Source organism: Leeuwenhoekiella sp. ZYFB001 (assembly GCF_011784865.1).
Classification (GTDB): domain Bacteria; phylum Bacteroidota; class Bacteroidia; order Flavobacteriales; family Flavobacteriaceae; genus Leeuwenhoekiella; species Leeuwenhoekiella palythoae.
Genome location: NZ_CP050460.1, coordinates 249,812 through 276,686, shown reverse-complemented (window position 1 = coordinate 276,686; position 26,875 = coordinate 249,812). Strand labels below are relative to the sequence as shown.

Genomic DNA, 26,875 nt, shown 5'->3' with positions numbered 1-26,875 from the left:
TGGGTGTATTTTACGAGTTTACCTTTGCGCTATCTATTGATTGATAACCCCTTCCTCGTAAATACATTTTTAGGCACTATCATAAAAAAGAAGAAGGGCCAGCACGAATGCCGACTCTTCTTCAAACAACAAAAGCTACTTGTTAAGCTCTTTGACTTTCTTTTCAAGAACTGCAATTCGCTCTTTCAAACGTGCTTCACGCTTTTCTCTCTTCTCGGTATATTCTTTCTCAATACTGGCAATCTTGGATTTGTAATATCCTTGCATCGCATTGTAGAATGAAATGTTCGTCAGGTTATTTAAGTGATTGCTTTCGCCAAAATGCACTTGTTTTGTAATCATATAGCGTATCAACTTGTGAAAGACTTCCTTTTTGAACTTCTTTTTAAAATTCTCGACCATTTCAACTTTGGTCATTTTGGAAGTGTCGCCCAAGAACTTTGAGAAATACTTTTGTTGGCTCATATAGTCCACATTATTTTCAAAGAGCGATATCGAGAATGCCACCATTTCATCTGTCGAAAGTGTCTTCTTCGTAGCTATATATTTGGTCTCTCGTATCATTTCAACAACTTCTTCAAAATGCTTGTTGTTCTCAATTTGCTTCTTGCGGATTTCTCTTTCGTTGATTTTAATTATCTGTTCTTCAGGTGTGCAATCTGCCATTTTTCTGTTGGCCAATGGTGCTGAATACTCACTCGATTTATGTTTTGATTTCTCGATTATCTTGACGAAAACTGTTTTGTGTTGATACGTGTCTGGATGAAACACGATACCATTTACAAATCCATTGTCCGAAGCTGAATTGTAATTTTTCAACTCTTCTTCGTAGTTCTCAATGGCTTCCTTAAATTCAGCTTTTAGTTCATCTTCGGAATAGTCGTAATGCTGATACTCTTTCCTGATGGCTTCGATTGTTGGCTTAATCGGGTTTTCAATGATTTCAACATCATCCAGCAGATAGACCTTCAAGCCACTTTTTTCCAACTGTGAAATAATGAGCTGATTGTTTTCGTCATCTGCCCAATACTGTCGTATTTCAGGAATTAGTAGGATGTTTTGCTTCTTAGCCTTTTCAATCAAGTTCAAGAACGATTTTGTTTTCTTAGTTTCAAAACAAGCTGATTTTGTGCAGACCATTTTACCCTCGCCGAACAGATTGCCTTGATTGGCTGCATTAAATGGACATTCTACACAAGACCCTGCCTTCGGTACCAATTTCTTATCGGTTACATCGAAAGATGCTTTTTCCAAGTCGTAGGTCTGGTCTTTAATCATTCTGTTTATTTGATGCGCATTAAAGTCTTCGCCCATCGTTTCCAACATCATTTGTTGTTCTTCTGGTGCAAAAAGTGCGACACCTACACCTAAAGAAATGGTCATTTCGCCATTGCGGATAAAGTGTTTGAAACCGTCAATCAAACCTGCTAATTTTAAACGCTGTCTTACAAAGTTGTCGGTTCTTCCTAATCGTTTCGCAATTTCTGTGGGTGTATATTTCTCGCTTAGGTAGGCAATCGCCTCAGCTTCTTCTGTAGGTTCAACGTCCTGTCTTTGTAGATTTTCTATGATTTGAACTTCCAAAACATCATTGTTCTCATAAGTCCTCACGATACAGGGTATGGTCTTTTTTCCTACCAGCTTGCTTGCACGATACCGGCGTTCGCCCATCACGATGACATAATGGCCATTTAACTGCCTTACCGTGATTGGCTGCAATACACCGTGCTCTTCGATACTCTCAGAAAGTTGCTGTAATGCATCTTTTTTGAAAGTTTTTCTTGGTTGTTCAGGGTCAGTCTTAATTTTGCCCAATGGTAAGTTCTGAATTTGAAGTACGGGTGATTTCTTTCCGTTTACTTCTTTCGTGGCAGTAGATTTCGCTCTACTGCGCTTCTTTGTGGTACTCGCTTTTGTTGTAATAATACTCAAATTTTTGATTAAACAATATTTGAGCAGAAACCAAACGGAAGATAAAATCTTGGCTCAAAAGGAAACGGAATAAATGAGTAGTGGCAGAAGCGATGGCTTTATGCCGTAGTCTTTTGATGGAAGTATTTTACGAGTTTAACTTTCGGGAATATTGTATGATAATAAACCCCTCTCTATCGAAAGGGGTTATAAAAAAATTGAAAAGTATCTTAAAGGTTTTCGGTATTTAGCTTCTTAAAATACTAAAGGAATAAAACTACTTAATTTCCTCAATCACACTACCACACGTGAGCATCGCATCGCCATAATAGGGGTTGCGTATGTCCTTTTCAGCACTTAGCCAGACCGCGCCTTTATTATTATTTGCCATTGGGCATTTCTGAACGTATAGCATCGCATCGGTTCCATTTACACTCATCGCAATGGGCACCATATTTTCATTTAATATCACGAAATGGTCACGTTGATTTTCCAGAATGTCATTTTCCGCGATGGCATCGAGCATTTCGATGCTTTTCTTGATATGTGATTGTTCCATACTACCGAGGCTTTTAATATCTGCGGATTTTAAGGCTGTTGATGTCGCTTTCGCGAAAGCGGAAACCTGATTTGCATCGCTCGCTACCAAAGCATCTTTCATCTGTAAATAAGGCTTGAGCGCCTTTTTAAATTGCTTCTGAAAATTCTCTGAAAATTCCATATTCATTTCAGACATTGGCATCATAGCATCCTCTTTCTTTTCTTGATTCATCATTGAATTTTTGCCTTGTAGCTGTGCTGCTGCATCTACTGTAAAGGTTCCGTTGGTCACAATCTCATCGCCATTTTGTAAGCCCTCTGTTACAGCATAATTTTCGCCATTTCGGTTTCCGATGGTTACTTCACGCATTTCAAAAACGGGTTCGTTGGGATTGGTTTTTATATAGACCAATGAGCGTTCGCCTGTCCACATTACGGCACTTGCAGGAACTGTTATAACTTCGTTGGTCATCATCATTTCCCCTTTGAGTTTACCCGTTACAAACATTCCTGGTTTAAAGAGGTCATCTGTATTTTTAAGTGTTGCTCTAACGGTAACCGTTCTCGTCGCATTGTTGAGTATGGGGTCAATAAACGAAACAGTGGCGTCAAATTCTTTATTGGCGTAGGCATTGGTTACTACCTTTATTTTCTGACCTACTTTTAAATCTGAAATTTGATTTTCATAGGCATCAAATTCTGCCCAAACCGAATTCAAATTGCTTACCTTCAAAATGGGCTGACCTTGTTTTACATAGTCCCCTTCACGTGCCATCACTTCTGAAACCGTTCCTGAAACGGTGGCATATACAGGGAAATTATCGCGCACGTTTCCAGAGGATTCTATGGCATCAATCTGGTTATCGGAAAGCTTCCAATTTTTCAATTTGTTGCGCACTGCTTTATACAGTTCAGGCTGCGATTCTTTTAGTGAAGCTGTTGTGAGCAATTCTTGCTGTGCAGCGACCAAATTTGGTGCATAAATGGTGGCCAATGTTTGACCACGATTTACTTTTTGGCCTTCATAATTGACATTCAAACGTTCGATACGCCCATCAAAATAGCTTGCTTGTACGGCATTGTTTTCTTCGTTGGTATCGATTTTGCCCGAAAGCGAAATCATTCCATCATCTTCTGACATAGAGCCATTACCCACAATAGTAGTTTGAATGTTGGCCAGCGCCATTGCGTTCTCTGTCATTTTAATCTCATTCATTGCAAGACCATCTGCACCAGATTCAGCAGGTATCAAGTCCATTCCACATATAGGGCAGTCGCCAGGTTCGGGTTGCATAATTTGTGGATGCATTGAGCAGGTCCACATTTGGTTTTCCGACTCGCCGGAATGGTCGTGGGTATCTGACATATCGGATAAATCCTTAACAGCATTTTGTTCTGTTCCTGAATTTCCGAATATGAGATATCCTGCCAATAAGCCTGCGATAACTGCAATACTTATATAATTAATGTTCTTTTTCATAATAATAATTTTATAGAAATTAGTACTCGTACTATTCCTCTTTTTCGTTTTCTAATCTGTAAATTATTTTTTTCATCTGTGCGATTTCCCGTAATTGTGCCTCAATAATTTCTTCTGCCAATTTTTTAGCTTCAGGGTCTTTGATATCTGCTCTTTTACTTGTTAAAATTGCTATTGAATGGTGCGGTATCATTGCTTTCATCCAGAGCACATCGCCCACAGTTGATTTTTGTTCACGCACCAAGGTCAAAGCACTTACAAACAATACTATACTTCCTAAAACAATTGCGATATTCTTTTTCTTGTTTTTGTACATCCCGCGCATTGCAACAAACATAATAATGGCCATCGCTGCAATCCCTAAACAGACCATATAAAAGCGGGTTAGGCTAAACCATACGTGATCCCACTCATAAGTGTTTAGGTACATTGTGATGTACATAGCCACGAAGGATGCAGCGAGCATTCCTACAAATTTTGTGTATTGATTTTTCTTTTTGTTTTCCATTGAATTTTCCATAATAGTTGATTTTAATGTTACTTATTTACGATTGTTTTTAATTAATTTTCTAAGAGTTGGTGATGAAATATACCAAAGGATAAAGCCACTCAATACTGTTATCAAGCCTAACAGTGAAAAAGCTCTTAAAACAATAGTGTTGAAGTTATCCCTTCCCTGATAATCCATTGTGTGGGTCATCCATAAAAAATCGAACCAGCGCCAATCGCGATGACGTACGGTTTGGAAAGCGCCATTCTCAATCGCCACGTAGGCTTTTAGATTTTCATCGGTTTTATATGAAATCTCATAAGCAGGTAATGGTCGTCCGCGGTACTCGTGGTGGTCGCCAACAGATTCAATTCTTCGTATTTGGTCAAATTCTAAATCTGCCAACATATAGCGTTCTGACACTTTGATTGCTTCTTGTTCTGTGAGCTCGTCTTTCTTTGTTCCTGTAAGTGCATTATAAAGCACAGTCTCATTAATCCAATAATAGGGCGCATCCGCTATTTCAAGTAATTCTAATGACTTAATCGGTTCCTGAATATTTAGTTGAGAACTTCCCACCAAACCTGAAAATGCAGTTTGTTCAGGAATCTCTTTTTTGAAATGGTCGCCGTGTATCTCGTCAATATCCGTCCAGCTAAAATACATCCCGCTAATCGTCCACATCAGGAACTGAATACCCAGGAAGATACCCAAGTAGCGGTGGGCTTTTCGAATCCATTTTGCTGTTTTTCTATTGACCATTAGCTATCGATTTTTTTGGTACGTAATCGTAAGGCATTTGTAATAACCGATACGGAACTAAAACTCATTGCCAAAGCTGCAATCATAGGTGATAATAACAAACCGAAAAACGGAAATAGGACTCCAGCCGCAATGGGCACACCTAAGGTATTATAGATGAAAGCGAAAAAGAGATTCTGCTTGATATTTCGCATAACCATATGGCTTAAATTTTTAGCTTTTACGATACCGTGCAAATCACCTTTTACCAAGGTTATCATCGCACTTTCTATGGCTACATCTGTACCTGTCCCCATAGCGATTCCCACATTACTTTTTGCCAGTGCTGGTGCATCATTGATGCCATCACCTGCCATTGCGACCACCTTCCCTTCATTCTGCAATTTTTCAACTTCCTGCAACTTATTTTCAGGTAACATACTGGCTTTAAAGTCAGCAAGGTTTAGCTCTGATGCTACGGCCTGTGCTGTATCGTGGTTATCGCCCGTGAGCATTATCACGGCAATCCCCTTGTCCTGTAATTCCTTGATGGCCTTGGCGCTTGTTTTCTTGATTTTGTCGCCTATCACGACATAGCCTGAAACCTTACCATCAATAGCTAAATACGAAACGGTTTTCCCTTGTTTTTGAAAGGATTGTGCTTCATCTTTCATAGCAGATGAAATAGTAGCCTTGGCATATTCCATCATCCTACCGTTTCCTAAATCGAGCTTCTTGCCATCAACAGTACCTTCTACGCCTTTTCCCGTTATTGCGCTGAAATTTTCGGTTTTTGATAGTTCAACATTCTGCTGCTTTCCGTATTTCACAGTAGCTTCGGCCAATGGATGCTCGCTGGAACTGTTTAGAGATGCAATAAAATGTAGAATTTCGCTTTCGCTAAATTGTTTATCATCAAAAGAACCTACCTTCTCCACCGTGGGTTTTCCCTCGGTAATTGTTCCGGTCTTATCAACAATAAGGGTATCTACCTTGTCCATTTTTTCAAGGGCTTCGGCATTCTTGATAAGTACGCCATTCTGAGCGCCTTTACCAACACCCACCATAACGGACATCGGTGTTGCCAATCCTAATGCACACGGACAGGCGATAATCAATACGGCAATGGCATTCACAAACCCATAGACATAAGCGGGTTCCGGACCCCAGATTGCCCAAACGATAAAGGTTATGACCGCAATAAATATGACTATTGGCACAAAATAGCCTGAAACCGTATCGGCCAATTTCTGGATAGGGGCACGACTGCGACTGGCATCATTTACCATTTTGATGATTTGGGAAAGTAATGTGTCGCTACCTACTTTTTCGGCCTCCATCAAGAACGACTGGTTGCCGTTTATGGTACCGCTACTTACTTTGTCATCTACAGATTTATTAACTGGAATGGGCTCTCCCGAAATCATCGATTCATCTACAGTAGTTTCTCCTTCGGTAATTTTGCCATCAACAGGAATTTTATCTCCTGGTTTTACTCGTAGTATATCTCCTTTCTCTATCTGGTCGATGGAAACTTCTTCTTCATTTCCATCGACTACCTTAATAGCTTTATTGGGCGCAAGTTTTAAGAGTTCCTTGACCGCAGAATTGGTCTTACTGTGCGCAAGGGCCTCAAGTACCTGTCCGAGTAGCACCAGCGTTAAAATAACTGTGGTCGCCTCAAAATAAACAAATACAGTTCCTGATTCGGTTAAAAAGTCTTGGGGGAAAAGCTGCGGAAACAGCATCCCGAAAACACTAAAAACCCAAGCCACTCCGGTACCTATCCCAATGAGCGTAAACATATTTAGATTCCAGGTGACGATACTGCGATACGCACGTTCAAAAAACATCCACGTGGCATAGAAAACAACGGGAAGGGAAAGCACAAACTGAATCCAGTTCCAGTATTTTATTTCGAGAATACTTTCCAAGGGATTGTCTGACAGCATTTCTGACATTGCTATGAAAAATATAGGCAATGTAAAAGAGACTGCTATCCAGAACTTTTTGAGCAATTTTTTATAGGTCTTTTCTTCTGCCGATAGGTCTGGTTCCATCGGCACCAGGTCCATCCCACAAATAGGGCAGTCTCCAGGTCCGTCTTTAACAACTTCAGGGTGCATAGGGCAGGTCCATTGCTCGGAAGTGGTGGCGGTTAAATTTTGTTCCTCGACTAAATCCATTCCGCAGACAGGACAGTCGCCTGGCTTGTCGTAGGTTTTATCTCCTTCGCAATGCATTGGACAGTAGAAGGTTCCTGTTCCTTTGCCTTTGGGTTGTGGTTTTTTCGCTTTCGCGGAAGCGGAATCATCTTTATGATGATGCTCGCCCGGTTTGTGGATAGAATACGTACCGCCGTCATCATTTAATACCTTTTGAAAAGTCTCGATAGGAATGTGAGATTCCATTTCGATGGTGGCTTCTGCTTTTTCCAAATTGACCGATGCACTGGTTACTCCCTCTATATTGGAAAGGGTTTTTTCGACGTGATTCTGGCAACCTTTGCAGGTCATTCCGTGTATGTGATAGGTATGTTTCATTTTATCTTAATTTTTTTCGCATTGCTTCAGAAATATTCTCTGCATAGACGCCATAGGCATCGACCAATAATCCTTTAATTCCATTTTTTGATGAAATAGCGTAGAGAACGCTGTTGTCATCGGTACTGCTCATTCCTTCATAACGATGCATCTCATCTACATCGAAATCCTCTGGATGTAATTTTAGCTTTAGCGCATTACATTCAATGTGTCCCGAACATAAATTAAAATCATAAGTATAACCTTGCTCTTGCAAGTGGGTCATTGTTTGGGAAAGGGTATCGAATGTTTTCATAGCCACTAATTTTAGTTCACTAAAAATTTTACAATCAGTCCTCCAGCGAGCCATATATAACAGATGAAGGCTGCATATTTTAAAATCTTTTCGAGTAAAGGGCTTTTGGGTGCCATCTCGCTCATTGAATGTTCTACATCTTTTTTCTTGAAAAAACCCAGATAAACGAGATAGGCCGAAATGATGAGAAAAGCAACGTTCAAGAAAAAGGTATAATCAATCTTGAAAAATTCGCTATCCTGAATCTTCACTTGTGATGAATCTGGTAGCATATTCAATAAATCAAATCCATAATGAAGTGCCAATGCCGTACCAATTAATGCTGTAAACAATAAAAACGTGATAAACAATGACATTTTCCAACCATAATACTTTGCATTGATTCCCAGTACTGGAAAAACCACCAAATCGCTAAAAATAAAGGCCATTACGCCAGCAAAACTCACGCCTTTTCCGAATAGTAACGCTGCTAACGGAATGTTACCCATTGAACCGATAAAAGTCAAAAATGCGGCAACTGGACCGACCACGATATGTTCCAGAATTTCGAGAAAAGTAAAATCTGTATTGCCTTGACCGCTATTGATAAATAAGGTCTGAAAGAACGAATCTGGCACAAAAGCCGCTGTAATACCCGCAACGGTAAAACCTACGGTTACATCCTTCCAGACCATTTGCCATTCCATCTTATATTTTTTGGCAACACGCGCCCAACTGTCTTCGTTCTTGATTTGTTTCTTCCAATCTTTGGAACCGTCCATCTCATCATCATCTTCATTTTCGAGATTCTTACGGGCTTTTTCGATGAGTTTTTTAGGATTGATGAGTCGTATCAGAATCCACGAAATACCAATCAGGAGAATACCACCTACATATTCGCCCACCACGAACTGCCAACCCAAAAAGATGGAAATGATAATCCCCAATTCTATGACGAGATTGGTCGATGCCAACAGAAAGGCAATGGAAGACACAAAACTTGCCCCTTTCTTAAAAATGGATTTTGTACCTGCCAAAGCAGAAAAACTGCACGAGCTACTTATAAAGCCGAAAAACGTGCCCAAAAGCACACTTTTGCCTTCGTTTTCGCCCATTGTTTTTTGCATCTTCTTTTCGGTCACGAAAATCTGTATCATACTACTGATGATATAACCCAAAATGAATGCCCAAAGCGCCATCCAGAAAAATCCGGTAGTCGTATAGGCGGCTTCGCCCCATTGTTTTAGGAAATCAGTCATATATTCAATTTATTTCACGTTTCTGGAAGACGAATGCATTTTTGTAATCTTCCATTTTCCATCTATTTTTTCAAGGATTGACGTTGCTACCCCTTTTTTCTTTATAGTCCGGTTATTTCCCTTATCGTCCGGATTAAGGACAATTGTATATATATACGTTTCGGTAGTAAAGGCGTAGGGCACATCTACCTTTACATTGATTTCATAATCTGTAAATTCAAATTTTTCAAAATGACCTAATTCCGGTCCTAAATGATGCTCTATATAGTGGCTGTACGTACCCTCGACACCTCCCGATTCAAAAACCTCGGAATTCTCGGTAAATAATTCGAAAGTTCCATCGGTCGTAAGGTTTTGTAGGGCACCCTTATAGGTTTTCATTACTGTAAGCACTGCTTCTTTTTCCGTGTTTGCATCTTGTCCAAATAGTGGGCTTGTCGCTATTATGAGCAACATTACCACCGTAGTTAATTTTATTGTTTTCATTCTTTAAGTTTTAAGGGTTATTTATTTACCCGAATTCTATTCACATTTGCTATACCAAAGACAAGGACGAAAAACCGCAGTGCCACTTCAAGTACCACCAAGGTTTTTGCAGGTAGGGAAATGGGCACTATATCACCATATCCTACTGATGAGAATGTTATCAAACTGAAATAGGATAAATCAAAAAATACCGACAGTCCATCATTGCCAATACTGTTGTTCATTTTAAAATGAATAGCATCCACAAACTGCAACGCTGTGTAATCTATTGCAAACGAGAAAACTATCGACACAATCAGGTATCCGAACAAAACCAGTACGTGGCTCAATAGATGGCTTTGACCAATTATCTTCATTAGTTGGTTAAAGGACAAGGCTATAATGAATCCTATCTTTAGTAATGTTAGGGCCAGAAGGATAATTATAGCATAAGACCCTTCCAAAGTTGGTAGAGCAAACAGTTCGATTACTGAAGCAATAAGCAGCACCAATAGAACATACCTTGAGCTGTTGAAAAGCTGCCCATAAAACGCCCTTGTGGTTTCTATGTCTTTTTCTTTATCCATTCTTATTTGTTATCTATAAAAATCTCATCATACGTCTTTGTATCGTTCTCATTTATTCTTCTTATTATATACTTTTTGTCGATACTTCTTCTATTTTCAATCCCCATTGATTTTAGCAGCTCCTTAAAAGCTTCAATGGTGTTTTTATGGTAGTTGGCTACTTTGGTCTTTTTATCTTCTACTACCAATGATGCGACCCTTGAAGGTTCCATTGTGGTGATTCCCGTAGGGCAGGTATCCAGATTGCATTTTAAGGATTGTACGCAGCCCAAGGCAAACATCATCCCTCTTGCGCTATAACAAGTATCTGCGCCGAGTGCCAACATTCTATAGATATCAAAAGCCGATATTATTTTTCCTGCCGCCATTACCTTTATTTCATCGCGCAATCCATACTTTTTAAGGATGCCGTTTGCAAAATGTATCGCTTCGATTATGGGAAGCCCGGCCCAATGTAGCGATTCCATATGTGCAGCACCGGAACCACCCTCTGCACCGTCTATGGCTATAAAATCTGGATAGTTTTTCTTTTCAGCAAAAGTGCGAACCATTCGTTCGAATTCGTCTTTCTGCCCGATGCACATTTTAATCCCTATGGGCTTTCCTCCAGAAAGTTTTCGTAATTCTTGTATAAAGGCAATCATTTCCGAATCATTGCTAAATGCGGCGTGATGTGGTGGCGATAGAATTTCGGTTCCTTTTTCTACGTCCCTGTACTTTGCGATTTCCTCGGTATTTTTTTTGGCAGGAAGAATGGCCCCAAAACCGGGTTTTGCACCTTGTGAGACTTTTATCTCAATCATTTTGACCACCTCATTGGATGCGATTTCAGCAAATTTTTTAGGGTCGAAATCCCCTTCTTCTGTTCTACATCCAAAATATCCAGTACCAAACTGAAAAATAACATCGGCTCCATATTCCTGATGATAGGGCGTAAATCCACCTTCGCCAGTATTTTGGGCAAAGCCTGCGATTTTTGCACCGCCATTAAAGGCAAGGGTCGCATTTTTGCTTATGGAACCATAGCTCATCCCTGCCAGATTTAGAATACTCGCTGAATAGGGTTTTGAGCATTTTGAACTCCCTATGGTAACCCTAAAATCATCTTTGATTTCCTTTGCAGGATACGTGGAATGGGTAAACCATTCGCGACCAACTTCGTCATACGGAATCTGCGTTCCAAAGGGTTGGTTTTTGACCGCGTCCTCGGCACGTTTATAAACAATTTCTTTCTGTATCCAATTGAAAGGTTTTCCCTCTGTTCTATTCAATAAAACCGTTTCTTGAACGACGTGACGTTGTTTTTCCAATAGATTGGTAATTCTTCCCAGCAAAGGATAGGTACGTCTTATATTGTTGGATTTTTGAAAATAATCTATTAGACCCAAAACGAGGATTGGAAGTAGTATCAAAGCCAACCACCACAAAAGTGGGTATAGAATGATTATGGCAGCTAATGCCAAAATCAAGATGATGCTCGTAACAATAAATCCTCTTCTCATTGGTATTGTTTAATGTGAATGTTCGTTACTTTCGCCTTGGCTTTCTTCATTTTCAATCTCGATATATTTTCCTTGTGGACCAACTCCTTCTATATATACCAGCTGCGAACCATAATGTCCCGCTTCAGAAACCGAATATGCCGAAAATGCCATAACCAAAAAAACCGCTATTTCGAAACCGCGCTTTAATTTGACCCAGAACAGACTTACTATTTTTAAAATCGCAGCAAGAGCGCTGGACCACAGTGTCCATTCCGCATATTTATCGTGTTGGTCTAATATTCTTTGGGCTATTTCGGTCAATTCTGCAGTGTGCGGATGCACCAAAGTGCTGGCTACATATGCGCCTATAAACCCTGCCCCTACCATTAAAAGGATAACCCAATCCATTGTTCGATTCAATGTAAAAAGCTGTATGAGCTGCAAGAGAACTGCAATAATGAGCAGTACGATAGGAAAATGTACCACCATAGGATGCAGGTTGGGAAACGCATCAAAATCTGCTTTTACGTCATCCGATTGTGCAATTGATGTTATGTTAGTCGATAATTCAATTTTATCTGAATCGTTTCGTTTTTCATTTAGGGCAAAAACATTGGTGAAACTGCCTGAAAAGGCAATGACCAAAATAATTGAAAAGATTTTTATTGTTTTCATTTGTTACGGTTATTAATTTTTACCTGATAATTGCAACACCAATGCTCCTATAACTATGACAGCAATAATAGTATACACTATATAGTTAGTCCACTTCTTTAATGGACTTTTATTTTGCGCTTTGCCATTATTTGTATTGCAGCAATCCTTCATCAACTTTATTTATTTTTCAGCTTGAAATTATGGAACTGAAATTATTAGGCTATACTTGAAAATGAGAGACCAACTGGTATTAACCAATAAACCAATCTGAAATGCTCACCTCCCAAAATCAAGTAATCTTCACTAAACTTCTCTTTTTCAATAATCCTCTATTTTGCCCCGAAAGGGAAGAGCTTCATCATCACTAATTGATGCATCGTCTCTTCCATATTCGGGCTACTATTAACCAAATCAACTTTTCTTTTTCAATAAATTTATTGTGCCTAATTAAGAGAAAAGGCGTTATGTAACTAATCATAAATATGAGCCTTCTCTCTTATTAGGACTTAATATTTGCCTGAGATGGGAAGGGGTTCTAACTAACCAACCATCAATGAAAAAATTCCCTTCCCGTATCAGGACTTTACTCTAAATCATCTTTTAAAGTTTTCATATAATTCAATACTGCTTCCTTTTCCTCTTTTGATAAAATGGCATCCCTATGAATAAGCGTGTAGCTATCCAAGGGCATCTGGCCATTTTCTATCTGCTTAATGATAGAGCGCAGTTTACTGTTCTTTCTTCTGTCTGAATAGGTGTCCCATTCATTGAAATTCAATTCTGCTTTTCCTTCTTTAATGTGGTCTTCCAAAAACCAAGCAACGGGTTGTACCTTATTGTACCAAGGGTACTTTGTATAGTTGCTATGGCAATCATAGCAGGAAACCTGCAACGATTTCTCGACCGTTGCAGGTACTTTATTGACAAGCATAAAATCCGTTTGCGGTAAAGTCTCACTCTGGTTATAATCCATCGGAAAGAACTGAATGACCACAAAAGCAATTAATGCTATCCACGCTATGATTTTTAAAACTTTCAATTAGTTTATTTCTCGTTGTACTTTACCGCATTTTAACATCTGGCTACCATAATAGGGATTACGCACTTCCTCTTTTGTACTCAACCAAGCTGTACCACCATCGTACATTGGGCAAAATTGTTGGTACAGTGTATTTTTTGTTCCAGTAATGGCCACCATATCCGTGATATCCTTGCTTAACGTTTTAAAATGTTCGCGTTGGTGGTCTATGGCGCTTTCGGCAATATGCTCGGCGTGTTCGGTGGCATCTTCTATAATATCTGCCAGCTCGCTTTGTTGTTCTTTTGTATAGTGACTGCTGTCAAATGCTTTTAAGGAAGCCACTAATGTAGTGCCTAATTGTGCCGCTTTTTTGGTATCATCAGCCACCAAGGCATCTTTTAGGTTGAAATAGTCATTTAAAATCACTTCTGCCTTTGCATCAGTCTTGGTATCCATCATTTTACTATGGTCCATTTTCATATTGCTGTAGTCCATTTTATCTTTTTCCTGTGCATAAGCAAAAGAAACCGTTAACAATAGCATTGCTGCTATACTCATTTTTATCTTTTTCATAATTCTAATTTTTAGGTTATTTATAAACTGTCTTTTAATTGTGTTACCCAATTGATGATTTCTTCCGTTTCTTCTTTCGAGAACTTGGCGTCTCTATGAATTAAGGTGTATGAATCCAAGGGCATCTCACCACTTTCAATTTGCTTGATGATAGACCTTAATTTACTTGTCTTTCTGCGACTTGACAATGAATCCCATTCGTTGAAATTGAGCTCTGCCTTACCTTCTTTAATGTGGTCTTCCAAAAACCAAGCAACTGGTTGAACTCGATTATACCAAGGATATTGGGTGTTGTTACTGTGACAATCATAGCAGGAAACCTGTATCTTTTTCTGAATAGCCTCCGGAACCTTATGCACCACCATAAAATCTGTTTGGGGCACGGTATCGTTTTGGTTATAGTCCACTGGAATAAACTGAATGAGCACAAGCGCCACCAAAAAAATTCCCGCTATGATTTTTACAATCTTCATTTAGTTGATTTCTTTCTGAACTTTACCGCAGGTTAACATTTTACTACCATAATACGGATTCTTCACGTCCTTGCTCGTGCTCAACCAAGCGCTACCGCCATCATACATTGGGCAAAACTGTTGGTACAAGGTGTTTTCTGTTCCCGTAATAGCAACCATATCTGTTACATCCTTGCTCAATACTTTAAAGTGCTCTCGCTGGTGTGCTATATCGCTTTCTGAAATGTGCTCTGCGTGTTCTACCGCATCCTCAACGATGTCCTTTAAATCTGATTGCTGCGTATCGGTGTATTCTGAAATATCGAGCTTTCCTAAGGTTGTTGCGAGGCTTGCCCCAAGTTCTTTGGCTTTGGCATTATCATCAGCCACCAAAGCGTCCTTAAGTTTAAAATAGTCGGTCAAAATAGCTTCTGCTTTTGCGTCTTGACCATTGTTCATTGCCATTTCATCATCTTCATTCATTGGTTTATCATCCATCATATCATCCATCGATTCTTGATGCATCTCATTGCTCATAGGCGCTGCGGGTTCGTTTTTGTTTCCGTCTTTGCAGGCAGTAGCACTTAATAGAACTAATGCCAGTCCGGCAATCATTACATTTTGTTTCATCATTTTCATAATTATATATTTAAGGGTTATTTATTAATGGTTTTCTTGACCGACCCGCACTTCAGCATTTTCTCTCCGAAATAGGGATTGGTAATTTCTTTTACCGCTGCATACCAATAGGCTCCTTCATTGTTAAATGCCATTGGGCAGTATTTTTTGTATATGGTTCCTTCAGATAAGGCATCTTCAAACATAGGCCCCGCCTTTTCCGTGAACTGTGCAAAAAGTTCCCTTACCTCTTCTATATCTTGAGCATCTGCCATTTGATGTGCGAGCTGTTTCATCTCCATTCGTTCTTCACCAAATGATGCGGCCATATCCTTGCTAATGGATTTTGCTTGGCTCTCATCGCTTTTTGCCAGCGCCATCTTGATTTCAAGGTAATTGTGCCACACCTTCCCAGTCATCCCGTCTATAAAGCCTTGGTCTGCCACATCTGCAGTGTTTTCTTTTGCGGTCTTTACCTCTTCAGGTGTGTTAATCTCTACAGTTTGTTTTTCCTTGCAGCCTATAAACGCTATAAGTGCAAAAGCTGCGATTGTTGTTTTCATTAGTGTTTTCATTTGTATATAGTATTTGATTAAACATTAAAAACGGGCTAATAAGCCGCCACCCCAGCCATATCGGTTGTTATAGTTTGCTTGTATTGAAAAATTTCTTGATAGGATGTAGGAAAGTCCAACCAACCATTGGGTTTCACTCTCATAAGAGCTATTCCCTATATCATTTACCCATCCAAAGTCTGCCCTATATTCATATTCGCCTTCCAGAAAAATTCTTGGAAAAATCAAGATTTCCCTGTCCAGACGAATTCTTGGGCGCAGTTGATGGTCCATACTCACATCTACATAAAATCTATATGGCGTAAAGTACTTTACACCGACCAATCCTACAGTATTGAACTCATCGAAGGAATTAGGTATTTCTGTTTCTGTATTTACCCCTACATAGAGACGCAACCAATCATTTAGATATCTATCATAGTTCACTTCGGCCTCAAGGTTCTTGTCATAGTCGAACTCTGCCCTTAAACCAAATCCATTTCTGATATTGCTTGACATCAAAAAGAGTTCGTTAAAATTTGAGCCTGCACGCAACAATCCCCAAGAATAGTAATGGTCTGTCTCATTGATAAGCTTTTGAACTGGATAATCTTTCATTCTTTCGTCCCTTGGGGTATCGTAACTAAACACACGCGCCATACCACCCATCATATGGTATAGTACGTGGCAATGAAAGAACCAATCTCCATATTCTTCGTTATAGAATTCTATGACCACTTTCTGCATTGGCGGTACGTTTACCGTATGCTTTAATGGGGAACGTTCACCATTTTCGTTGATGACCCTAAAGTAATGGCCGTGCAAGTGCATTGGATGGTGCATCATCGTGAGGTTATTAAGTGTAATTCTGGTTACTTCACCTCCTTTTATATTAATTTTGTCGGTTTCTGATAATGGCACACCGTTCAAACTCCAAACATAGCGTTGCATATTGCCGGTTAGGTTCAACAGGATGTCGTTTACTGGCAAATCATCTTTATAAGTAGTATTCTCTTTTGCTTTTAAAAAATCATAATTAAAATAGGTTTTACGAGTTTCGTAATCAAATGAGGAAGAATCCTTCTGCATCTTTGACATATCGTGCTGCATATGGTCTTTCATTTTATCTGAATCTCCTTTGTGATTCATTGCCATTGAATCCATTTTCATTCCCATTGCATCATCCATCTTCATATCCATCTGGTCATTCATTTTACCATCTTTCATCGACATCTTATCGTTCATCCCCATTTTCATCTCGCCGTCCTTCATATTCATCTTCATTCCATACTTCTGCATTAAAACTTCAGGTGTATTCTTTTTTTTGTTTCCTACCATTGCAGGTGCACCCATTTTCATATCCATTTTGGCCATTTGCTTCATCATCGCTACCTTATCAGGTCTATCAATTCTTTTGGCTGGATAGAGAGTGCCATTACCTAATTGTATAGAAGTATGACCAGAGCCATCTTGAGCCGTAGCGGTAACCTCTAAAGTACCTTCGGGAATAGTAACGATAACATCATACGTCTCAGCTATACCAAAGAGAAATCTACTTTTAGAAACGGGCTGCACATCAACACCGTCACTTGCAACTAACAATGGATTACCACCACCGAAATCTACCCAGTAGTAAGTAGAAGCCGAGGCATTGATAAAGCGAAGACGTACTTTTTCTCCTGGTTTAAATTCTGGATATTCGGCAAGTGATTTACCATTGCTCAAGAATGCGGGATAATAAATGTCTGCTATATCAGCACCTTCCATTCTATCGCGCCAGAACTTAAATTGTGCTCCCAAGGCACCTTCTTTGATGACTCTACTTAATGGAACTGCTGTTCCTTTTTTAACTTGATACCACTCATTCCCCCTTTTAAGGTTTCGCAATACATTCATTGGGTCCTCGTTGGTCCAATCAGATAGAACAACTATCAAATCTTTGTCATAATCCAATGTTTTTTCTTTAGGTTGAATGACTATTGAACCATAAACACCGCTTTGCTCCTGTAGCATCGTATGGGAATGGTACCAATAGGTTCCTGATTGATTAATAGGAATTCTATATTGAAATGTTGTACCGGGCTTTATTGGCGGTGTTGTTAAATACGGTACGCCATCATAAAAGTTGGGAAGTATCAACCCGTGCCAGTGTACTGAGGTTTCTTCATCCATTTTATTGGTTACATTAATGATGGCAAGGTCGCCTTCGTTAAATTCCAAAACCGGTCCAGGAATACTACCATTGATAGTCATTCCTTTAGCGGTTACACCTGCGAGTGTCATTTCATTTTCTTCAATGGTAAGGTTGTACTCTTTAACAGGTCTTCCTTCTTCTTTTCTGTCTTGTCCGTTAGTTCCCACTTGGGCAAATACTGTTGAAGAAAATAGCAGTAATGTAATAATTCTTAGCATTTTCATAGTTTTCTTATTGTTATTGTTTAACAAAAATATTATTGATATTCAGTTTGTTGTGTTATAATTCTGGTTCATATCTATATAATCTTGTCTAAAGGATTTCTAAAATTTTTATGACCATCCTTATAATCGCTTAGGCTCATCCCTGTCTCACTTTTAAATTGTTTGCTTAGATGATTGACATTGCTGTAATCGAGCAATTGGCTTATTTCTGTGAAATTATAATCAGGTGTTTGGATAAGTTCCTTGACTTTTTCTATCTTCAGTTTGATAAAATATTTTTCAATAGTGATGCCCTCGATTATAGAAAACACCTTGCTGATTTTGGAATAGTCCTTTTGTAATTTATCCGCAAGAAAATCTGATAGTTTCCCATCAATTTCAAGCGGTATTACTTTCAATAACTTTATCAATTCAATTTTTACTTGCTCGGTCAATTTATCCTCTGTAGAAGCGATGAGTGCAAATCCATTTCTTTTTAAAATTTCGGTAAGTATGCTCAATTGTTCTTTTTCATTCATATCCAATCGAAGTCTTCCCAACTCAATATCCAACAGACTAATCTTTGCCTTATGCAATTCATCTCTTAAGACCTTGATGCAACGGTCGCACACCATATTTTTTATGTAAAAATCTTTTACCATTGCTATTGAATTAAATAATTGATTATGGATTGTTGCACGTAATACATTTGAACCGATTCTATTTGATTCATCTGAAATTTTAATTGCAGTTCCTGTATATCGAGCACATCGTTGAAATCTATCGTTCCCGTTTCATAATTCTTGATTAGAATTTGCTCGGCATCTTTGGCTTGTTTCAAATTCATAGTCTGGGTATTAAATTTAATTCGGGCTTGGTTGCGTTGAGATATCGCTTTCGCGAAAGCGGATTCCAAAACATTCAATCGTTGTGATTTCTGCGTCTCAATTTCCTGTTGGCGCAACTCATTTTGCCTTGAAATGGACTTGTACCTATTGTTAAAAATGGGTATGGAAACCGAAACCATTGGCATCAACACATCCTTACCGTTGTCGCTAAAATTGACATCGCTACGTTCTGTAACTGGCAGGTAGTCAACACCAAAACCAATCATAGGTAGGCTCTCACGCTGATTGAGCAATTCTGATTGTGCTATGGATTCGTACAATTTATCGTATTTGAGCAGTTCAGGATTGAGCGATAGTGCGTCTGTTCCGTATGTGGGGTCATCCTCTGGAATTTCCATTTTTGCAACTATTTCAACCGTGCTATTTTCATCCCGATTGAGAAGATTATTAAAGGTTGTTTGTTCTGAATTGAATTCTTCTTCCAACACCTCTTTTTGCTGCTGTAATTCATTTTGACGAATCTGCAACCGCAATACATCTACCGCAGATGCCTTGCCTACTTCTACCGAAGTCAGGGCAAGACGCTCATAAGTTTTTAATAGTTGAATGTTCTCGTCAAGCACCTTTTGCTTTGCTCTTGTTTCATACAATCTGTAATAGGATTGCGCTACTGAAAGCGCCAATTTCCGTTTGGCGATTGTGATTTCCACGTATTCAGCTTCGGCCATAGAAGTCGCATAATTTTCACGTGCGCTAATGGTGCCAAACCAAGGCAACATCTGTTTTACGCCTATCCGTGCTCGTTGTGCGCCCACCCTTGTTTCTGGCTCACTTACAAAATAGCCTGCGCTTACTTCAGTATTGGGTAACCAGTTTGCTTCATTGACCTTTTCTTCGGCAATATTGTAGCGCAATTCAAAAGCCTGAATCTCTGGATTATTATTTTCTGCTTCATCAATATAGGATTGTAATTGTTGCGCTTTCGCGAAAGCGGAAACAAACAAAAGACAGATTATGATTTTTATATTTTTCATTTGTTTGCTCTTTTAAGTTGGTATTCTTTTTTCCAGCTATATAATACTGGTAAGAGGAAATAGGATGTGACGTCGATTATCATTCCGCCAAAAATGGGGATGGCCATCGGTATCATAATGTCGCTTCCTTTTCCTGTAGATGTGAGTACTGGCAACAATGCCAAAACTGTGGTCACAGTGGTCATCAAGCAAGGACGTATGCGTTTTCCTGCGGCTTCTAATGTGGCGAGACGTATGCCTTTTTTACTGTCTGGTTCGTTGCTTTTAAATGATTGGTCTAAATAGGTTGCCATTACAACACCATCATCTGTCGCAATACCGAAAAGGGCAATAAAACCGACCCACACGGCCACACTTAAATTGATGGTTTTCATATTGAACAAGTCCCGTAGGTTCTCGCCAAAAAAGCTGAAATTGAAAAACCAATCCTGACCGTATAACCATATCATTATAAAACCACCTGCAAAGGCTACAGCGATGGCAGTAAAAACCATTAGCGACGTAGAAACCGACCTGAACTGGAAATACAAAATCAAGAAAATGACCAGCAAGCAAAGTGGCACAACTACCGATAACGTTTTTTCTGCTCGCAATTGATTTTCGTATGTTCCTGTAAATCGGTAACTGATTCCTTGTGGCACGACCAAATCGCCATTATCGATTTTCTGTTGAATGAGCGCTTGTGCATTTTCCACCACATCGACTTCAGCAAAGCCATCGAGCTTATCAAACAGCACATACCCAATCAAGAAGGTGTCTTCACTTTTAATGACCTGTGGGCCTTGCTCGTAACGAATATCGACCAGTTCGCCCAAAGGAACCGGACTTCCAGTTGACACAGGCACATAGATACTTTTTAAGTCTTCTGGATTTGCACGCAGCTCACGTGGATAGCGTACACGCACACCATAGCGCTCACGGCCTTCTACTGTTTGGGTAAGTGGCATACCGCCCACAGCTACTTGAAGCACTTCCTGAACATCCATTATTGAAATCCCATAGCGTGCCAACTGGTCTCGTTTAATGTCAATTAGCAAATAGGGTTTACCCACGATGCGGTCTGCAAAAACGGCTTGTTCTTTAACACCTTCGGCTTGTTTTAGGATGTCTTCCAATTGCAATCCAAAGTTTTCTATGGTTTTTAAATCTGGCCCTTTGACCTTAATTCCCATAGGTGCTCGCATACCTGTTTGTAGCATCACGAGTCGCGTCTCAATGGGTTGCAGCTTGGGCGCAGAAGTCACGCCTGGGAATTTGGTCACTTTTACGATTTCATTCCAAATGTCATCAGGACTGCTTATTTCGGGGCGCCAGTTTCGATAATATTCCCCATCGCTATCTTCAATCAAATCATTGCGTGTTGCACTTGTTTTGAGTTGTGACGCTTCATAGTTTGCATCATCATCGATTTCATTATTTGGGTTGATAATGAACTTGTCACCTTTCAGAACAAATAGGCCATCATCGTTTACACGGTAGCGTTGTCTCTCGCCATTTTCATTTCGCATATATTCAGACTTGTACTGAATGACATTTTCATACATCGAGAGTGGCGCAGGGTCAAGAGCAGATTCTGTTCTACCCGCTTTCCCCACCACGGTTTCAATCTCTGGTATGCTCGCCACAGCCATATCAAGCTGTTGCAGTACACGCTTGTTTTCTTCGACACCTGCGTGCGGTAAGGATGTGGGCATCAAAAGAAATGAACCTTCATTAAGTGCAGGCATAAATTCCTTACCTGTGTTACGCATTATGACCACGCCTAAAATCAACACCGTGGTTGGAATTAGTAGAAACAGGTACCGGTTTTGAAGCGCCCAGCGCAAAATGCTGTCATAGTATCTTCGGAAAACAGTAAACACACCAAGCAGTCCAAAGCAGATAATTGCTACAAAAATCAAATTCATTAGAATGCTGCGGTCAAAACCAAGTGGTCGCCAGTATTCGGCTAACAGCACGACGATAGCAATACAGGAAATGATGATATTTACTACATTTTGATTGATGTTGAGCCTGTAGCCAGCAATGGTATGGTTGTATTCCTTTTTCGCTTTAAGCGAAAAGAATAAACCACTACATCCAAAAGCTATCAAAATCAACCCGAGCCAGTAACCAAATACAAGTGCTGTGATACCGAGTGCGATTAAAAGACCATTCAAAAACAGTTTAGATCGCTGGCGAATGTTTGTTTTTCTGAAAAGGAACGCGGCAAATGGCGGTATTAAAAATAGCGCGATTACAAGCGATGCAGAAAGTGCCATTGTTTTTGTAAATGCGAGTGGTCGAAATAATTTTCCTTCAGCACCTATCATCGTAAACACAGGTAGGAAACTGATAATCGTTGTGAGCACAGCGGTTAAAATTGCACCAGAAACTTCCGCAGTGGCGTTGTAGATGATTTCATTTGTAGTGTATTCTATTCCGCTTTCGCGAAAGCGTAATTTTTCATCTTCCAGATGCCTAATCATATTTTCGGCGAGTATGACGCCCACGTCCACCATCGTACCGATAGCAATGGCAATTCCTGACAAGGCAACAATATTGGCATCTACATTAAAGAGTTTCATTGTTATGAAAACCATTAAAACGGCAACAGGCAACAGACCAGAGATTAGAATGGATGCACGTAGGTTAAACACCATTACGATGATGACCAAAATGGTTATCAGGATTTCAAGTGTAAGGGCTTCATTGAGCGTGTGAAGTGTTTCCTGTATAAGTTGCGTGCGGTCATAAAAGGGAACGATAGTCACTTGTGAAGTACGACCATCTGCCAAGGTTTTTGTGGGTAGTCCAGATGATAATTCGGCTATTTGATCTTTTACATTATTGATGACTTCCAATGGGTTTGCGCCATAGCGAGCTACCACCACACCGCCTACCACTTCGGCACCTTCTTTGTCCAAAATACCACGTCGCGTTTGTGGTCCTAAATGAACATTTGCGATGTCCTTGATTCGGATAGAAGTGAAATTTTCAGAAGTGACCACCGCATTTTCGATATCTGAAACCGATTTCACGTATCCCAGACCACGAACCAAATATTCAGCTTGATTAATTTCCAAAGTCTGCGCACCGATGTCTTGATTACTTTCCTTGACAGCTTTTACAATATCGGTCAAGCCGATGTTGTATTGTCGCATTTTTTCAGGGTCAACATCCACTTGGTATTCCTGGACGTAACCACCGATTGATGCTACTTCAGAAACACCGCTTGCCGAAGACAGACCATATTTTACGTAGTAATCCTGTATGCTTCGTAATTCCTGTAGATCCCAACCGCCAGTTACGTTGCCATCTTTATCACGACCTTCCAGCGTGTACCAAAAAATTTGACCTAATCCCGTAGCATCCGGACCCAATGCAGGGTTTACACCATCGGGCAATAAGTTTGCGGGAAGGGAATTGAGTTTTTCGAGAATACGGCTACGTGACCAATAGAATTCTACATCTTCTTCAAAAATGATATAGATACTTGAAAAACCGAACATTGAAGAGCTTCGGATGGTCTTGACCCCAGGAATTCCCAACAATGAAGTTGTAAGTGGATAGGTAATCTGGTCTTCGATATCCTGCGGTGAACGCCCTTGCCACTTTGTGAAAACGATTTGCTGGTTTTCGCCGATGTCTGGAATGGCATCAACCGCTACAGGATCAGTTGGTAAAATGCTTGTTTCCCAATTGAAGGGTGCATTGACAATGCCCCAACCTACGAATAGGGCGAGTAGTATAACGGCAACAAGTTTGTTTTCTATGAGAAATTTTATGCTCTTATTTAGCATACGATATGATTATTAAACAGTTATAGAAATATGCTTTGGTTTGCTCACAGTACAAATGAGAAACAACAAAACGGGCCCAAAACGAATGTATCGCTGGGCTTTTCCAGTTGCAATTAGACTGCTACTGGTGCTGTTTAATAAATCAAATTAAGAATGTCTGGTGCAATACCTGCAAGTCCCGCCTAATGAATGGGGACGAGTGATCTGAGAAAGAAATCTCTTTAGATTCAGTTCTTTCAAAGAGACTAATATATGAGTAAGCAAAAGAGGCAACGAATATTTGTTGCTCAAACGTAAGTTGTATAAAATCCTGTTTTAAATCGTCCTGACCTTCAATAATTAATTGTTCATCTGAGCAACAAGATTTTTTAGAAATCATTGAGTTAGAACAACTCTTAGCAGGTTCAGCTTTTTCCATTCCGCAAGTCTGAACATCTTGGATGAATGAAAAATCTACTAACGTATCCCCACAATAGTGCATATCCACAGTAAATGACATTGTGGTCAGTAGAACCACAACAGCCATTACCATTGCCATTGATTTGTGGATAGTTTGTTTCATTTATTGCAAAATTACAAAAATTTAACAATTATTATTAAGATTAACATTTATTTGTTTTGCTAATGTAGGGCAAGAAAACGCTTTTATTCTTTATTAGAAGCTATAAATGCTATGGAAATAAGGCATAAAAAATGTTCTTTATATTCATTTGATACCGTATAGTATCATTATGAATTAGGGACTGGAAAACTGTAAAATGTTGTACCTATGTTGTACCCAATGCATAAAAATAGGCTTCCGATTTCTCGAAAGCCTTACTCTGCTTAGTAGCGGGAACTGGACTCGAACCAGTGACCTTCGGGTTATGAGCCCGACGAGCTACCTACTGCTCTATCCCGCGATATTGGACGGCAAATATACAACCCTTTTTTTGTTCTCACAAGGGGTTTTGAAAAGTTTTTTTTCACTCCTGTAATATTATCGTTTCAATAACATTTAGTAGGCTGACTATTAGATATCTTTATCAAGATGAAAAAATTTTTAATTGGCCTTTTAATTTTAATTGTACTGCTGGGAGCGGCTGCAATTTACCTCAACACGTATCTAGAAAATCAATTAAAAGGAATAATTGAAAATGAATTACCGCAATCGCTTTCTTTAGAATATAAAGATTTAGAAATAGACAGCTGGCAAGGAAATGCCAGTTTGAGCAACGCCACGGTGCGTATAAATATTACGGATACTGTACCTAAAAGCGAAGTAAAGAATGCCACCGTAAAACTTACCGGTTTTAATCATTGGACATACTTTAAAAGCAAAGACATTTACTTTAACGAGGTCAAGATTCACGCCGACACTCTTACACACTACAGACAACCCAAAAAGAAGGAACAAAAGAAGTCTAAAGACAATGACAGCCTTAACAACCCTATTGCTGCTGAAAAATTAGATCGAAAATTTAAAATCAAAGATTTTCAGCTTACCGCAGATTATATACAGATCTTAAAACCTGAATCTGCAGAAGTAGCCTTGCGTACGGCACATTTTGATTTCAGTTTAAAAAACGTGACTCCGGCTCAATCCCAGCGTATTCTTCGGCCATTTGAATATGAAGATGTCTTGATCAAGACCGACTCACTTTACTTTAAAATAAATGCCTTTGATGCATTAAAGATTGGTCATCTGGAATGGAATGGCACCGCCTTAGAATTACTGGAAACACAATTACTCACAGAGGTCTCCCGCAGTAGGCTGAGCGAGCTCATAGATAAAGAAAGAGATCACGTCAATTTTCAAATAAAAAGGCTTCATTTTAAGGATTTAAAATACGGTCAGAACGAGGGTAAATTCTTTTTTAACAGCCCAAAATTAACCCTTGACACTCCGGCTTTAAATATTTACCGCGACAAACGTGTGGCTGATGATTACACCACCAAACCCTTGTATTCTAAAATGCTTCGGGAGTTGCAATTTGATTTGATGATTGACACGATTAAAATTCAAAACGGTGCGATCTTATATACTGAACGTGTTAATAACGAAGCCGAAGCAGGCCAACTTCAGTTTGATCAACTTAATGCGACATTGACCAATGTAGGTAACACATACAATTCGGGCGAAAAAAAGACCGCTATCGCTATTGATGCGCGCTTTATGCAGCACGCTCCCATCACTATCGACTGGGATTTTGACATCAACGATCCTCAAGATAAATTCAAATTGATAGGCACCTTGTCTCATCTACCGGCAAACGAACTTGAAGCTTTTACCGGCCCTAATCTAGGCGTAGAAATGACAGGAAATGTTGCACGCACGTATTTTACCATTTATGGCACAGATTATAGTTCGCATATTGATATGCAAATGACCTACGATGATTTTAAAGTTAGCATCTTAAACAAGGAAAAGAAACGCAAGAAATGGCTGGTTTCAACACTTGCTAATATCTTTATTGCCAAGACCAGTAAAAATGAAGAAGGAGGCTTTAAAGAAGGTTCTGGCGACGTAAATAGAGATCAGAACAAATCATTCTTTAATTATTTATGGCTCAATTTAAAGGAAGGGATGCTTAAAACCGTTACCGCGCTAGACTAATCCTGACTCGCTATCCAATTCATAGCTTCCATACGGCGATCGATGGTAAAGTTGCGCAGATCTTTACCTATGACCGCTTTATTGAAATTCGCAATAGCGTGAATCCATTTTCGATTGGTTACCATGGCTACTTTATTCAATTGATTTTTGTGTTGCATCGGGAAAATTCCTGCAATAAAAACCGCGTCGAGACTGAAACGCTCAATATTGTTATCTTCTAAATACAGGTTGATGCTGTCGTGCTTTTTAAACTTATCAAGGATTGCTCCTTTAAGTTCTTGAACGGCCTTATAATCCATCGTACCTTCTACGATGTAACCAATAGAATTATCAGAAAGACTGAAATCAAATAACACAGAGAGGGGTTTTAAACAAATATAGAAATTTATTGTTCAATGCTTGCTGCCTCAAAAGTCATCAAGACGCCTTCTTCATAATCTACTGTAAGTTCGATAGGATTACAACACACTTCGCAATCCTCTACATACACTTGACGCCGTACTGAAGTATCTAATAACATCGATATTTCTTCCCAACAATACGGACACTGAAAAAAATGTTCTTCCATT

Annotated in this window: 24 protein-coding genes and 1 tRNA gene; 1 reads left to right on the top strand and 24 read right to left on the bottom strand. The window is 39.4% G+C overall.

The features are described from left to right. Nucleotides 1–135: 135 nt before the first annotated feature. From HCN54_RS01080 to HCN54_RS00975, 22 genes are all read right to left on the bottom strand, one after another. A complete protein-coding gene (locus tag HCN54_RS01080; protein WP_240924921.1) occupies nt 136–1,932 on the bottom strand; it encodes a ParB/RepB/Spo0J family partition protein in 1,797 nt (598 codons plus the stop codon). A gap of 256 nt (nt 1,933–2,188) precedes the next feature. Then, nucleotides 2,189–3,931, bottom strand: a complete 1,743-nt coding sequence (locus HCN54_RS01075; protein WP_167596219.1) for an efflux RND transporter periplasmic adaptor subunit — start codon at nt 3,929–3,931, stop codon at nt 2,189–2,191. A 31-nt stretch (nt 3,932–3,962) separates the two neighbouring features. Then, nucleotides 3,963–4,451, bottom strand: coding sequence for a DUF305 domain-containing protein (locus tag HCN54_RS01070; RefSeq protein WP_034260688.1), 489 nt, complete (start codon nt 4,449–4,451; stop codon nt 3,963–3,965). A 21-nt stretch (nt 4,452–4,472) separates the two neighbouring features. Continuing rightward, complete coding sequence (locus HCN54_RS01065; RefSeq protein WP_034260690.1) at nt 4,473–5,183, bottom strand: PepSY domain-containing protein; 711 nt, start codon at nt 5,181–5,183, stop codon at nt 4,473–4,475. Next, nucleotides 5,183–7,705: a heavy metal translocating P-type ATPase gene (locus HCN54_RS01060; RefSeq protein WP_167596218.1), complete on the bottom strand. Its 2,523-nt coding sequence runs from the start codon at nt 7,703–7,705 to the stop codon at nt 5,183–5,185. The genes HCN54_RS01065 and HCN54_RS01060 overlap by 1 nt, the downstream gene beginning before the upstream one ends. Before the next feature lies 1 nt (nt 7,706). After that, on the bottom strand, nt 7,707–8,000 hold the full coding sequence (locus HCN54_RS01055; protein WP_041495861.1) for a hypothetical protein: 294 nt from the start codon (nt 7,998–8,000) through the stop codon (nt 7,707–7,709). A gap of 11 nt (nt 8,001–8,011) precedes the next feature. Continuing rightward, a complete protein-coding gene (locus HCN54_RS01050) occupies nt 8,012–9,238 on the bottom strand; it encodes a permease (protein WP_167596217.1) in 1,227 nt (408 codons plus the stop codon). Between the two features lie 9 nt (nt 9,239–9,247). Continuing rightward, nucleotides 9,248–9,724, bottom strand: coding sequence for a nuclear transport factor 2 family protein (locus HCN54_RS01045; RefSeq protein ID WP_072985120.1), 477 nt, complete (start codon nt 9,722–9,724; stop codon nt 9,248–9,250). Between the two features lie 17 nt (nt 9,725–9,741). Next, nucleotides 9,742–10,290 (bottom strand): ion channel, encoded by a 549-nt coding sequence (locus tag HCN54_RS01040; protein WP_167596216.1) that lies wholly within the window; start codon nt 10,288–10,290, stop codon nt 9,742–9,744. 2 nt (nt 10,291–10,292) lie between these two features. Then, the gene (locus HCN54_RS01035) at nt 10,293–11,792 is read right to left on the bottom strand and encodes an FMN-binding glutamate synthase family protein (RefSeq protein ID WP_072985117.1); all 1,500 of its coding nucleotides are present in this window, start codon (nt 11,790–11,792) and stop codon (nt 10,293–10,295) included. Nucleotides 11,793–11,801: 9 nt separating this feature from the next. After that, on the bottom strand, nt 11,802–12,449 hold the full coding sequence (locus HCN54_RS01030; RefSeq protein ID WP_167596215.1) for a DUF2231 domain-containing protein: 648 nt from the start codon (nt 12,447–12,449) through the stop codon (nt 11,802–11,804). A gap of 565 nt (nt 12,450–13,014) precedes the next feature. Continuing rightward, complete coding sequence (locus HCN54_RS01025; protein ID WP_072985114.1) at nt 13,015–13,470, bottom strand: heme-binding domain-containing protein; 456 nt, start codon at nt 13,468–13,470, stop codon at nt 13,015–13,017. Next, on the bottom strand, nt 13,471–14,025 hold the full coding sequence (locus HCN54_RS01020; RefSeq protein WP_167596214.1) for a DUF3347 domain-containing protein: 555 nt from the start codon (nt 14,023–14,025) through the stop codon (nt 13,471–13,473). 20 nt (nt 14,026–14,045) lie between these two features. Further along, nucleotides 14,046–14,498, bottom strand: a complete 453-nt coding sequence (locus tag HCN54_RS01015) for a heme-binding domain-containing protein (protein WP_072985110.1) — start codon at nt 14,496–14,498, stop codon at nt 14,046–14,048. Beyond that, nucleotides 14,499–15,116: a DUF3347 domain-containing protein gene (locus HCN54_RS01010; RefSeq protein WP_167596213.1), complete on the bottom strand. Its 618-nt coding sequence runs from the start codon at nt 15,114–15,116 to the stop codon at nt 14,499–14,501. 17 nt (nt 15,117–15,133) lie between these two features. Continuing rightward, nucleotides 15,134–15,658 carry a DUF3347 domain-containing protein gene (locus HCN54_RS01005; RefSeq protein WP_233430666.1) on the bottom strand — a complete coding sequence of 175 codons (525 nt, stop codon included), beginning with the start codon at nt 15,656–15,658 and terminating at the stop codon, nt 15,134–15,136. Between the two features lie 36 nt (nt 15,659–15,694). Then, nucleotides 15,695–18,067 carry a multicopper oxidase domain-containing protein gene (locus HCN54_RS01000; protein WP_167596212.1) on the bottom strand — a complete coding sequence of 791 codons (2,373 nt, stop codon included), beginning with the start codon at nt 18,065–18,067 and terminating at the stop codon, nt 15,695–15,697. A gap of 74 nt (nt 18,068–18,141) precedes the next feature. Beyond that, complete coding sequence (locus HCN54_RS00995) at nt 18,142–18,708, bottom strand: helix-turn-helix domain-containing protein (protein WP_072985102.1); 567 nt, start codon at nt 18,706–18,708, stop codon at nt 18,142–18,144. Between the two features lie 2 nt (nt 18,709–18,710). Continuing rightward, nucleotides 18,711–19,928: a TolC family protein gene (locus HCN54_RS00990; protein ID WP_167596211.1), complete on the bottom strand. Its 1,218-nt coding sequence runs from the start codon at nt 19,926–19,928 to the stop codon at nt 18,711–18,713. Next, complete coding sequence (locus HCN54_RS00985) at nt 19,925–23,710, bottom strand: efflux RND transporter permease subunit (protein WP_072985099.1); 3,786 nt, start codon at nt 23,708–23,710, stop codon at nt 19,925–19,927. The genes HCN54_RS00990 and HCN54_RS00985 overlap by 4 nt, the downstream gene beginning before the upstream one ends. Nucleotides 23,711–23,852: 142 nt before the next feature. After that, nucleotides 23,853–24,272 (bottom strand): HYC_CC_PP family protein, encoded by a 420-nt coding sequence (locus HCN54_RS00980; protein WP_072985097.1) that lies wholly within the window; start codon nt 24,270–24,272, stop codon nt 23,853–23,855. A 267-nt stretch (nt 24,273–24,539) separates the two neighbouring features. Further along, nucleotides 24,540–24,612, bottom strand: a tRNA-Met gene (locus tag HCN54_RS00975). A gap of 128 nt (nt 24,613–24,740) precedes the next feature. Between HCN54_RS00975 and HCN54_RS00970 the strand changes: the two genes are divergently transcribed. Then, nucleotides 24,741–26,306 carry a DUF748 domain-containing protein gene (locus HCN54_RS00970; protein WP_167596210.1) on the top strand — a complete coding sequence of 522 codons (1,566 nt, stop codon included), beginning with the start codon at nt 24,741–24,743 and terminating at the stop codon, nt 26,304–26,306. Here the strand turns inward: HCN54_RS00970 and HCN54_RS00965 are convergent. Next, complete coding sequence (locus HCN54_RS00965; RefSeq protein WP_167596209.1) at nt 26,303–26,662, bottom strand: STAS/SEC14 domain-containing protein; 360 nt, start codon at nt 26,660–26,662, stop codon at nt 26,303–26,305. The two genes, HCN54_RS00970 and HCN54_RS00965, sit on opposite strands and share 4 nt — an antisense overlap. A gap of 29 nt (nt 26,663–26,691) precedes the next feature. Then, on the bottom strand, nt 26,692–26,874 hold the full coding sequence (locus tag HCN54_RS00960) for a CPXCG motif-containing cysteine-rich protein (RefSeq protein ID WP_167596208.1): 183 nt from the start codon (nt 26,872–26,874) through the stop codon (nt 26,692–26,694). Nucleotide 26,875 lies beyond the last annotated feature (1 nt).

Excerpts from the sequence above, each read along its gene's own strand:
- HCN54_RS01075 (WP_167596219.1), bottom strand. The coding sequence starts at position 3,931 with ATGAAAAAGAACATTAATTATATAAGTATTGCAGTTATCGCAGGCTTA.
- HCN54_RS01070 (WP_034260688.1), bottom strand. The coding sequence starts at position 4,451 with ATGGAAAATTCAATGGAAAACAAAAAGAAAAATCAATACACAAAATTT.
- HCN54_RS01065 (WP_034260690.1), bottom strand. The coding sequence starts at position 5,183 with ATGGTCAATAGAAAAACAGCAAAATGGATTCGAAAAGCCCACCGCTAC.
- HCN54_RS01060 (WP_167596218.1), bottom strand. The coding sequence starts at position 7,705 with ATGAAACATACCTATCACATACACGGAATGACCTGCAAAGGTTGCCAG.
- HCN54_RS01055 (WP_041495861.1), bottom strand. The coding sequence starts at position 8,000 with ATGAAAACATTCGATACCCTTTCCCAAACAATGACCCACTTGCAAGAG.
- HCN54_RS01050 (WP_167596217.1), bottom strand. The coding sequence starts at position 9,238 with ATGACTGATTTCCTAAAACAATGGGGCGAAGCCGCCTATACGACTACC.
- HCN54_RS01045 (WP_072985120.1), bottom strand. The coding sequence starts at position 9,724 with ATGAAAACAATAAAATTAACTACGGTGGTAATGTTGCTCATAATAGCG.
- HCN54_RS01040 (WP_167596216.1), bottom strand. The coding sequence starts at position 10,290 with ATGGATAAAGAAAAAGACATAGAAACCACAAGGGCGTTTTATGGGCAG.
- HCN54_RS01035 (WP_072985117.1), bottom strand. The coding sequence starts at position 11,792 with ATGAGAAGAGGATTTATTGTTACGAGCATCATCTTGATTTTGGCATTA.
- HCN54_RS01030 (WP_167596215.1), bottom strand. The coding sequence starts at position 12,449 with ATGAAAACAATAAAAATCTTTTCAATTATTTTGGTCATTGCCTTTTCA.
- HCN54_RS01020 (WP_167596214.1), bottom strand. The coding sequence starts at position 14,025 with ATGAAAAAGATAAAAATGAGTATAGCAGCAATGCTATTGTTAACGGTT.
- HCN54_RS01015 (WP_072985110.1), bottom strand. The coding sequence starts at position 14,498 with ATGAAGATTGTAAAAATCATAGCGGGAATTTTTTTGGTGGCGCTTGTG.
- HCN54_RS01010 (WP_167596213.1), bottom strand. The coding sequence starts at position 15,116 with ATGAAAATGATGAAACAAAATGTAATGATTGCCGGACTGGCATTAGTT.
- HCN54_RS01005 (WP_233430666.1), bottom strand. The coding sequence starts at position 15,658 with ATGAAAACAACAATCGCAGCTTTTGCACTTATAGCGTTTATAGGCTGC.
- HCN54_RS01000 (WP_167596212.1), bottom strand. The coding sequence starts at position 18,067 with ATGAAAATGCTAAGAATTATTACATTACTGCTATTTTCTTCAACAGTA.
- HCN54_RS00995 (WP_072985102.1), bottom strand. The coding sequence starts at position 18,708 with ATGGTAAAAGATTTTTACATAAAAAATATGGTGTGCGACCGTTGCATC.
- HCN54_RS00990 (WP_167596211.1), bottom strand. The coding sequence starts at position 19,928 with ATGAAAAATATAAAAATCATAATCTGTCTTTTGTTTGTTTCCGCTTTC.
- HCN54_RS00985 (WP_072985099.1), bottom strand. The coding sequence starts at position 23,710 with ATGCTAAATAAGAGCATAAAATTTCTCATAGAAAACAAACTTGTTGCC.
- HCN54_RS00980 (WP_072985097.1), bottom strand. The coding sequence starts at position 24,272 with ATGAAACAAACTATCCACAAATCAATGGCAATGGTAATGGCTGTTGTG.
- HCN54_RS00970 (WP_167596210.1), top strand. The coding sequence starts at position 24,741 with ATGAAAAAATTTTTAATTGGCCTTTTAATTTTAATTGTACTGCTGGGA.
- HCN54_RS00960 (WP_167596208.1), bottom strand. The coding sequence starts at position 26,874 with ATGGAAGAACATTTTTTTCAGTGTCCGTATTGTTGGGAAGAAATATCG.